The sequence below is a fragment of the Flavobacterium sp. genome, from assembly GCF_030146175.1.
Taxonomy (GTDB): Bacteria; Bacteroidota; Bacteroidia; order Flavobacteriales; family Flavobacteriaceae; genus Flavobacterium.
Genome location: NZ_JASLCE010000092.1, coordinates 1 through 10,182, shown reverse-complemented (window position 1 = coordinate 10,182; position 10,182 = coordinate 1). Strand labels below are relative to the sequence as shown.

The 10,182-nt window shown below is 39.2% G+C and carries 10 protein-coding genes; 3 read left to right on the top strand and 7 right to left on the bottom strand.

The window, feature by feature from the left end; genetic code table 11:
• Positions 1 to 7: 7 nt before the first annotated feature.
• Positions 8 to 1,111: a DNA-processing protein DprA gene (dprA, locus tag Q1R07_RS10885; RefSeq protein WP_300489870.1), complete on the bottom strand. Its 1,104-nt coding sequence runs from the start codon at positions 1,109 to 1,111 to the stop codon at positions 8 to 10.
• A gap of 229 nt (positions 1,112 to 1,340) precedes the next feature.
• Between dprA and Q1R07_RS10880 the strand changes: the two genes are divergently transcribed.
• Positions 1,341 to 2,288: an SPOR domain-containing protein gene (locus Q1R07_RS10880; protein WP_300489867.1), complete on the top strand. Its 948-nt coding sequence runs from the start codon at positions 1,341 to 1,343 to the stop codon at positions 2,286 to 2,288.
• A gap of 67 nt (positions 2,289 to 2,355) precedes the next feature.
• On the top strand, positions 2,356 to 2,871 hold the full coding sequence (locus tag Q1R07_RS10875; protein WP_136403568.1) for an acyl-CoA thioesterase: 516 nt from the start codon (positions 2,356 to 2,358) through the stop codon (positions 2,869 to 2,871).
• 91 nt (positions 2,872 to 2,962) lie between these two features.
• Here Q1R07_RS10875 and Q1R07_RS10870 read toward each other — a convergent pair whose 3' ends face one another.
• The 6 genes from Q1R07_RS10870 to Q1R07_RS10845 all read right to left on the bottom strand — a co-directional run bounded on the left by Q1R07_RS10870 (position 2,963) and on the right by Q1R07_RS10845 (position 9,442).
• Entirely contained in the window at positions 2,963 to 4,249 is a 1,287-nt protein-coding gene (locus Q1R07_RS10870; protein WP_300489864.1) for a peptidoglycan DD-metalloendopeptidase family protein, read from the bottom strand.
• A gap of 20 nt (positions 4,250 to 4,269) precedes the next feature.
• Complete coding sequence (locus tag Q1R07_RS10865) at positions 4,270 to 5,037, bottom strand: DUF4292 domain-containing protein (protein ID WP_300489861.1); 768 nt, start codon at positions 5,035 to 5,037, stop codon at positions 4,270 to 4,272.
• Positions 5,037 to 6,389 carry a tetratricopeptide repeat protein gene (locus Q1R07_RS10860; protein ID WP_300489859.1) on the bottom strand — a complete coding sequence of 451 codons (1,353 nt, stop codon included), beginning with the start codon at positions 6,387 to 6,389 and terminating at the stop codon, positions 5,037 to 5,039. The genes Q1R07_RS10865 and Q1R07_RS10860 overlap by 1 nt, the downstream gene beginning before the upstream one ends.
• A 1-nt stretch (position 6,390) precedes the next feature.
• Positions 6,391 to 7,401, bottom strand: a complete 1,011-nt coding sequence (locus Q1R07_RS10855) for a sugar phosphate nucleotidyltransferase (RefSeq protein WP_300489856.1) — start codon at positions 7,399 to 7,401, stop codon at positions 6,391 to 6,393.
• Between the two features lie 78 nt (positions 7,402 to 7,479).
• Entirely contained in the window at positions 7,480 to 7,914 is a 435-nt protein-coding gene (dut, locus tag Q1R07_RS10850; RefSeq protein WP_300489853.1) for a dUTP diphosphatase, read from the bottom strand.
• Between the two features lie 58 nt (positions 7,915 to 7,972).
• Positions 7,973 to 9,442 (bottom strand): polysaccharide biosynthesis C-terminal domain-containing protein, encoded by a 1,470-nt coding sequence (locus Q1R07_RS10845; protein WP_300489850.1) that lies wholly within the window; start codon positions 9,440 to 9,442, stop codon positions 7,973 to 7,975.
• A 145-nt stretch (positions 9,443 to 9,587) separates the two neighbouring features.
• On the opposite strand from Q1R07_RS10845, the gene Q1R07_RS10840 reads away from it, so the two are divergent.
• Positions 9,588 to 10,067 carry a hypothetical protein gene (locus Q1R07_RS10840; RefSeq protein ID WP_300489847.1) on the top strand — a complete coding sequence of 160 codons (480 nt, stop codon included), beginning with the start codon at positions 9,588 to 9,590 and terminating at the stop codon, positions 10,065 to 10,067.
• Positions 10,068 to 10,182: the final 115 nt, after the last annotated feature.

Below are 10,182 nucleotides of genomic sequence, written 5' to 3'. Positions count from 1 at the left end.
TTTTGTTTTACAGTATTTCGAATAATTTTCCCGGTAGCGGACGGATTACCCCTTTTAGTTCCATCCGTAATAATAACGATGACACTTTATGAACCGGAAGCGCACAGTTGCGCGCAATCAGATCGAGTAGCTCTCTTCCATTTTGGGATAGAAAATCGTATATGCGCTGTTCGTCCGGTTCCAATTCCACAAAAAGTTGCTGTTGTACGGCTTTTTCGGTAACCTTTGCGATATCCCAGTTAAGCATATAAACCAGATCGGCGGCTTCCGTTAGTATATGCGCCCGTTGCGTTTTTAAAAGCGTATGACATCCGGCACTAAACATATCGGTAGCTCTTCCCGGAACGGCAAAAACATCCCGATTATAACCACCGGCCATATAGGCCGTGATTAACGCTCCGCCTTTTTCGGCACTTTCGATGACGATAGTTGCTTCCGAGATACCCGCTATAATACGATTTCTTCGGATAAAATGTTCCCGTTCGGGTTTGGTATCGCTCCTGAACTCCGTTAGAAAACCACCATTTTCCATAATCGGATGTTGAAACCGGGCATGAGTCGCCGGATATATCCGGTTTAAACCATGTGCCAGCACCGCAACGGTTTGCAGTTTGTTTTCCACCGCTTCCCTATGTGCCGTTATATCGGTTCCATAGGCAAATCCGCTGATGATTACCGGATTCCACGGCGCTAAATCGGCAATTAGCTTACGACAAAACGCAATTCCATGACTGGTTATTTGTCGCGTTCCTACAATGCTGATTATTTTTGACTGTTCCAATCGGATGTTTCCTTTCGAAAATAACAGTACCGGGCCGTCATTGCAATATTTCAAATGACATGGATAAGTCTCTTCTTTAAAAAATGCCACCTGAATATTGAATTTCTGAATAAATTTCAGTTCCGCTTCTGCAGCACTAAAAACCGTCTTATCCCGAAGTTTATTACAAAGTATTGCGCCAATCCCTTCTACCGCTAACAATTCTCCGGATCGGGCACCAAATATTTTTTCGGCTTCTCCAAAGTGATTTAGCAATCTTTTTGCAATCACATCCCGTATTCCTGCTACTTTTAAAAGTGCTAATGTGTAAAACAATTCTGTATCTTTCATGGCGTATAATCGAATAAAGCAATTAGTAAGTTACTCCTTTCGAATCATATTTTCAAATTGTCTGTTCCAACGGGCAAATTCTGACCTTTATTCGGTCGTATTTAGCCTTAATTCCGGAGACCTCCCAAACAAACAACTAACAACCAATGGTTTACAACTATATTTTAATTGTTAATAAAATTTGTTGATAAAATTTGGGATTCACTATTGAATATCTAATTTTGTAGATATGAAGATAGAAAACTACATCTCGGCTTTGTTATATCGTTATCAATGTGTTACCGTTCCTGGGTTTGGCGCATTTTTAACCGAAATCCAATCGGCACAACTGAATGGAAGTACGAACACGTTCTATCCTCCTAAAAAATTGGTGTCTTTTAATCCACATTTAAAAAACAACGACGGCTTGTTGGCCAATCATATCTCATTACAGGAAAACATGCCGTATGAAGAAGCGGTACGTGCTATCCAACACGAAGTAGGTACCTGGATTGAAAAGCTACAACGTCGTGAAACATTAGCTTTAAAAAACATCGGGGAAATAACCGTTAACTCTGAGTTTAACTGGGTTTTCGAACCGGTAACTTCAGTAAATTACCTTTCGGATTCTTTTGGACTGACTTCAGTCGTGTCGCCTTCCATCAAGCGGGAAGTATTAAAAGCGCAGGTTGAAGAACTGGAAGAAAAAGCGCCGATTATCTTTACGCCGGAAAGAAAGAAAAATTATTCCTTCCTGAAATACGCCGCTGTTTTTGCCTTATCGTTAGGGGTTGGCGGGGCTACGTATAAATCGTATTACGATCAGCAAATCGAAAAAGAAAATATCCTTGTTAAAAAAAATGTACAGGAAAAAGTACAGCACGAAATTCAACAGGCTACATTTTTCATCGAAAGTCCACTACCTCCGGTAACGCTTAACGTTAAAGACACGCGAACAAAAGTGATCAAACCATATCATATTATGGCCGGTGCTTTTAGAAGTGAATCCAATGCGGAACGTATTTTTAACGAATTAAAACGCTTGGGCTACGAACCGGTTCGTCTGGAAAAAAACAATTTCGGGCTTTATCCCGTTTTATACGGTAGTTTTACTTCCTATGCCGATGCTCAGGAAAAATTACGAGAAATCCATAAACACCATAATAAAGAAGCCTGGGTGCTTATCAAAGAACTTTAAAATTATCAAATCCTGAAAAATTCAGGATTTTTTTATGCTTCTATTGTTATATTTGCAATAAAAAAAGATGCAAGAAAGATTTCCATCCGATTCTATCACTGTTTTGACCGATTTGGTACTACCCGGTGAAACCAATCCTTTAAATAATCTTTTCGGAGGTGAATTGTTGGCACGTATGGATCGTGCGGCCAGTATTACAGCCAGAAGACATTCCCGTCGTGTTTGCGTTACCGCTTCGGTAAATCACGTGGCCTTTAACCGGGCGATTCCGTTGGGAAGTGTGGTTACGGTCGAAGCAAAAGTATCCCGTACTTTTAAGACATCCATGGAGATTTTTATTGATGTATGGATCGAAGATCGCGAATCGGGTATTAAAAATAAAGCAAATGAAGCCATTTATACGTTTGTTGCCGTTGATGAAACCGGACGTCCTGTAGAAGTTCCGGCGATAGTGCCACAAACCGAAGAAGAGAAAAAACGCTTTGAAGCCGCATTGCGCCGCAAACAGTTAAGTCTGGTACTTGCCGGTAAAATGAAGCCGCATGAAGCTACCGAATTAAAAGCCCTGTTTATGCAGGAATAAAAAAAATCCCCTTGAAAATTCAAGGGGATTTTTTTATTTACTGATCACACCTGACAGGTTTTGAAAACCTGTCAGGTGTAGCCCTACTATTTTACATATTCGCCAACCAGCTTTGTGGATTTAGTGTTGTCGTATTTTGTGAAATCAGGAATTTCAGAACCGCTCTACCGGATGAGTTGGTATGGATCTCACCAATACTTTGTTTGATCGATACTTTGTCTCCTTTTCCAACAAATACTTTACTTAAGTTCAGATAAACGGTAACATAATCCCCGTGCTGAATAAATACCGCTCTATTGTTCGCTGAAATCACCTGTACCTGTAGTACTTCGCCGCCAAAAACAGCTCTGGCATTGGTTCCCGGTTCGGTACTAATTTCCACACCACTGTTGTGAACAATAAGACTTTTATGAATCGGGTGCGGTTGATCACCAAAACCTAAGGATACAAATCCTTTTTCTACCGGCCATGGTAAACGCCCTTTATTGGCTCTGAAATTATCCGCTAAAGCTTTTCCTTCCGGTGTCAGATAGAATTTTGTAGTCGATTCGGCTGCCGCTGGTGTTGCTTCAACTTTTTCTACTTTTTTACCCGCTGCTTTATTACGCGCTGCTAATGCTGCTGCCGCTTCTCTAGCTTTTCGGTTCGCTTCGGCAATTGCTTCACGAATTAAACGCTGAATTTGTCGGTCGATTGCTTTGGATTCTTCTTGTTTTTTCTTGATGTCTCCAGCCAGTTTTTTCTGGTCTTTCTGGATTACTTTCATCAATTTTTCCTGTTCTTTTTTGTCATCCTCCAGTTCGTGTTTTTCCTTTTCACTTTCGACAATCAGTTTTTCTTTAGCCTTTTTCTTGGTTTCTAAAACAACTGTAGCATCCTGAAGTTGCAGGGTTTTGTTTTTGATTTCCACCCCTTGCATTTTTCGGAAGCTCGCATATTGCTTCATATACTGAATCCGTTTGTAGGCCTGTAAAAAGTTTTCCGAAGAAAGGACAAACATAATACGACTTTGTTCCGAACGACTTTTATAGGATTTAACAATCATCTTGGAGTAATCTTCCTTTAAAACCGTAAGTTCCCGCCCAAGCTTGTTAATTTCAAGTTGTTTTAAATAAATATCGTCTGTCAATAACCGCGTTTGTTTTTGCGTGGTATTGATTAATTTTTCGCTTAATTTGATTTTGGTGTTCTGCTGTGATATTTGTACCAATACCGATTTCTCCTTCTTTTTTTCGGTTTGAAGGAGTTTCTGTACTTCTCGGATTTCTTTCTGGATTTGCGCTTTTCGCTCCTCTAGCTGACGTTGTTTGTCTTCCGTCTGCGACCAGGAGATTACGGATAGCAATAACAACAATATACTAAAGCGGGTTTTGTACATTTTTTATATTTTTTTCAAATTTAATCAATAATTATTTCTTCGTAGCCTTCCGGAATCGTATACGGGAAATTCAGTTTTTCGTCGAAACTAATACTGTTATAACTTACTTCGATTTTGACTTTTCCTTTTTCATAAGCATCGATGTTCATACTCAACGGCAATGTTGCCTTATCGTAGGATTTATAGGCCGGATAGTTTACTTCCAGCGAACGCAACGGATTTTGTTGCGAAACAATCTGATCTTTTAGCAGAAAATTGGCGCCTTCAAACAAAAATTCTTTGACAATGTTGTTGCCTTCTTTTGTTTTCAGTTTGTATTTTTCACCTTCGATCGAGACATTGTATTTCGTTTTTGTCAAATCGTCGATCGCTCTTCCCAACAATAGGTTTTGCACTTTGTTAAAATCAAGATCGGTTCCCAGCCATTTACTTAATAAACGGTAATCCCCGTCAAAATATTTCCCGTCTTTGCTGTAAAAACTTACTCTTTCGGGTGTGATCAGTGCTTTGGCTACCGTGATCAATCCTAAAGCGCGAGCGGTTACCATAATGGTTTCGTCTTTTTTAATCCGGATATCACAGTTTATCGACAAGGCTGTTTTTCCATCGTCATAGCTTACCGTACTTCTGATACTGGCTGTCTGAAAATCGAGCTTATTGGCATAATGTCCCTGAATGATCTTCGAAACTTCCACTTTTTCGGATGCGCCCTGTTCGGTCACAATGTTTTGTTTGGATTTACAGGATACCAACACTATCAGGATTAGTACGATACTTATTCGCTTCATTATTTTTTCTGTTTTAACAATTGATCGGCTTTGATAAAATAGCTTTCTTTTTTCTTTTCATCGCCCAAACCGTGGTAGGCTTCGCCCATCTGAATATTCAGGTTGATTTCCAAGGCTCTGTCTTCTACTACAAAATCCATTCCTGTTTGTAATAACTCGAGGGCTTTTTTATAATTTTTTAATTGATTTTGCGCCATCCCTGCAAAAAAGTACAACTTTGCATGCGTTGGAAATAAATCCAGATAGTCTGTTGCTTTTTTGTTAACCGCATCATATTGTCCGGTATCGGTATAGGCCTGTAACAATAATTCTATCGTGCCAATGTCGTCGTTTTTGCGGCTCAGACTTTTTTCAAAGTAAGCAATCGCGTCGGCATATTTCTTTTTTTCCAGAAAAAATGTTCCGATTTCTTTCGGTACGTTTACATTCGGATCTTCCGACAAATAATCGACTGCCTGTGCCAGTTCCTTTTTAAAGGAATTGGTATTGTTCGAAAAGATCAGGAATTCGTTTAATACACGATGTTTGATTTTAGTATCGATTTTTTTGCTTTTTAATACCAGAAACATGGCATCGGCGGCTTTTTGCGGTTCTCTGTTATTCAGATGAAATTTAAAAAGACTTACCTGTGCCCAATCGGAAGTCGGAATTGCTTTTTCCAGTTTTTTGGCCACTTCCAGTGCTTTGTCTTCCTGATTGCTTTCGGAATACAAATAGATCAGCTGGATATAATTGCTTTCCTCGGTCGGATTATTTTTAATGGCCTGTTCGAGGTTTTCCTTTTCCGGTTTACGATATTTGGCATCACTCAGGATTTGCAGTTTGTACATCTCCAATGTCGATGTTAATCCGGTCGTTACATCCATTTCATTGATCAGCGCTAACGCTTTATCAAATTGTTGGGTATACATATATAAAGACACCAGATCGTCCTGGAACTTTTTGTCGAAACTGATCAGCTTCTGCACAACCGGAATCGAACGGTTAAAGTCTTTGGTTTCGTAATAGACGTCATACAAACCATTCCAATACCACCGTTGTTTCGGATCCAGATCAATGGCTTTTTGAAACGATTTTTCGGCTTCGGCATAGTTTTTCTGAGCCAGGAAATTTTTTCCCAGTTCGTGATGAATTACCGGGTTTTCCGGTTGCGTTTTAAGACATTTATAAAGCGATTGTATGGCTTTATCATAATTTTCGATTCCTTTTTGTTTTAACGATTCGTAGAAATTATTCTGGAACTCGTCGTTTTCCAAAGCAATAGCATCCGGTTCCTGTTGTGCCGATACCGCTACCGGAACACTCAGAAACCCGAGCAATGTAAAAATTATAAGCTGTCTTTTTATTTTCATCTTATTCTAAAACGGAATAATCTCCAATACTAATACTGGTAAAATTACCATCAAACGACGCGTGATTTCCGATCATCGCATTGTCTAATGTGGCATTTTTAATGGTGGCATTGGTTTGTACCAAACTGTTTTTAATGGTACTGTTTTGTACCGTCGTTCCTTTGCCTAACGATACATTTGGTCCTACCGTTGCGTTAATCAATACCACATCGTCCCCGATAAAACACGGTGGAATGATGGTTGAATTTTCATTTTTGATGGTCGCCGAAACCAGGTTTTCTCCATCGTTATGTAAAAAGTTCAACATTCTGGAGTTGGTTTCTACGGTTACGTTTTTGTTTCCACAGTCCATCCATTCGTCTACCGTACCCGGAACGAATTTCAGTCCTTTTTGTTTCATGTTTTCCAAACCGTCCGTTAGCTGGTATTCGCCACCTTTTACGACATTATTGTCTAATAAATATTGTAGTTCGCTACGTAGGGTTTCACCGCTTTTAAAATAATAAATACCGATGATCGCCAGATCGGAAACAAATTCTTTTGGTTTTTCTACAAAATCAACGATCTCATTTTTATCGTTTAATTGTACTACACCAAAGGCACTCGGATCTGCTACCTGTTTTACCCAGATTACGCTGTCGGCGGTTGTGTCTAAGGTAAAGTCGGCTCTAAAAAGCGTATCGGCGTAGGCTACCACAATTGGTCCCGACATACTTTCTTTGGCACACATAATCGCATGCGCCGTTCCCAACGGTTCGTTCTGGTAATAAATCGTTCCTTTTGCTCCTAATTTTTCAGCAATAGCAATTAATTCACCCGGTACTTTGTCGCCAAAATCTTTGTGAATGATGAATGCTATTTCTTCGATTTCCTGATTTAAAACTCCGGCAATATCTTCTACCAATCGGTGAACAATAGGCTTACCGGCAATCGGAATTAACGGTTTTGGTACCGTTAAAGTATGTGGTCTAAGTCGTGATCCACGACCGGCCATAGGGACAATTATCTTCATTTATGCTATGTATTTTAGGGGACGAGACTTGACGAGCAAGCATCATTTATATATTAACGGGGTTTTTCTTTTTATCGTTTATTTGACACCGGTACTTCCGAATCCGCCTTCGCCTCTTACGGTTTCCGAAAGTGTTTCCACCAACTCCCATTCGGCTCTTTCATGTTTGGCAATTACCAATTGTGCTACACGTTCTCCATTTTCAACCACAAACGGTTCATTGGATAAATTTACTAAAATAACACCTATTTCACCGCGATAATCAGCATCAACTGTTCCGGGGCTATTTAATACGGTGATTCCTTTTTTAAAAGCCAGTCCGCTACGAGGGCGTACCTGTGCTTCATATCCGATCGGTAATTCGATAAAAAGTCCGGTTTTTACCAAGGCTCTTTCTAACGGATTTAAAGTTATCGGATCGGTAATATTCGCTCTCAGATCCATTCCGGCTGAGGCTATCGTTTCATATTCGGGTAATGCGTGTTGTGATTTATTAATTATTTTTATGGTCATTGTATATTTATTTGCTTTGCGTATTCTATTTTGCAATTGTCTTTAAAATTAGAAAAAATCAGGCAACTTTTTTCTTCATAATTCGTAATAACGTATCTTTTTCGTTTCGGTAGATAAAATATCCGAAAACCAGGATCGCCAATACCCCAAAATAGTAATTGTGGAGTGCCGGAACATAAAAGGAAAGTCCGGCCAAGACTGACGAAACAATCAGATAGCCCAGGATTCTTTTTTTATCATAGGGTATCGGATAGTATTTATTCCCCATAAAATAGGAAATACTCATCATGGTTCCGTAGGCCGCCAGTGTTGCGATGGCCGATCCCATATAACTATAGGTCGGAATTAAAGCATAATTTAGCACCAAGGTAACGACAGCACCAACAATGGAAATATAAGCGCCCACTTTTGTTCGGTCGATTAATTTGTACCAAACCGATAAACTGGTGTAAATCCCCAAAAAGAAATTCGCCAGAATAATAAGCGGTACCACTTTCATTGCTTCCCAATAACTGCTGTTTGGAACCAGAACCTGTTTTAGGATATCGGCAAAAACGATAACTCCCAATAAGATCATCGAACCAAAAATGACAAAGTATTTGGTCACGACGGCATAGGTTTGCGGTGCATCTTTTTTGTCGGCATGATTAAAAAAGAACGGTTCAATTCCCAACGTATAGGCCGTTCGGAACAACACCATAAAAAGGCCGAGTTTATAACAGGCCGAATAAGCCCCTACTTCTGCTTTGGCAATATTTTGCGGCAATAGTTTTCCCAACAGAATTTTATCGAAGTGCTCATTAATTCCGAATGCCAGTCCGGCGAATAAAATCGGTAATCCATAATCCATCATGTTTTTCCATAGCGGGAAATTGAAATGCCATTTTAATCGGACATAATCCGGCAGGAATACCAATAGCGTCGCTAAACTCGCAATCAGATTGGCAATAAAAATATAGCCTACCTGATAATCGTGAATATAAAAACTACTGATGAATCCGTTGGGATCAGCTTTGGCTATTTTAGGAAGGAATACTAAAAAGAAAACGTTTAACCCTACGTTAATCGTGACATTGGCTATTTTGATCACCGCATATTTAATGGGGCGCTGAAAGGCTCTGAGTTTGGAAAATGGTATCACTACCAAAGCATCCAAGACCAAAATCCAGATGGCATAGGTTACAAATTGGGTTTCCACATCGGCCCATTCGGCCAGCGTGCTCCGGAACAATAATCCCATTGCCAGGAATAACATCGACGACCAGAATAACGAAATGGTAGTCGTTTCAATGACGCTTTTTTTGTTTTCCTCTTTGTTGTAAAAACGGAAAAAAGCCGTTTCCATTCCATACGAAAGGATAACGTTAAAAAAGACCATCCAGGAAAGAACAATGGTTACATTCCCATAATCGCTCTTTGGCATCAGGTCCGTATGAAGGCGAACCAGTAAAAAGCTAAGCATTCGAGGCAGTACCGTTGCTACGCCGTAGATAAATGTTTGCTTGAATAGGTTTTTATATAATCCCAAAATATTTGCTTATAACGAATAACGAACAAAAATAGGCATTTCTTTTTGTTTATTAATGCTCCTGTTTTTCTATTCCCGTCAGTATTTTACACATCGTCTAAAAGAATTCCAATATAGTTTTATATTTGATCCAAATAACTTTAAAATGGAAACACCAAACTGTTATCTTGAATTTGATTTTCCAGATGAAACGACTTTTTACGATCTAAAAACTGTTTTTGACAAATTCAAAGAGGCTAGAGATAATTACTCTGAACTATATGATCACTACTGGCTTGAGGCCTTTCCTGAATATGCCATATCACAATTTTGGTTTTTGGATACCGATATAAAACCACTTCATGCAACTGTAGTAAGAACGGAAAATAGCTGGCATTTTTATTCGTTAGTGGAAGCACTTTATAAGAATTATGAGGTTGATTTTGTCGGTTTAAGAAAACTTAGTCCGAATACAGGGATATTAGAGTATATGCCGTATTCGTATCCCTATGGAGGAACCGGGGGCTTTATTGCGCTTTTAAAATCCTTTGACTGTATTCCTACAATTGTTGATGATGGAACAGGACTTTATAAAATTGTTTTTAATACCGACGGAACCTATGATTTTAAGGATTTTAATGTTTAGTTTATGAATTCGTAACTCGTAAAATATAAAAACCGGAAGAAAATCCGGTTTTTTTATGTTTTGTTTGGAACAGGAACACCTGACAGGTTTTGTAAACCTGTCAGGTGTAGAAGAT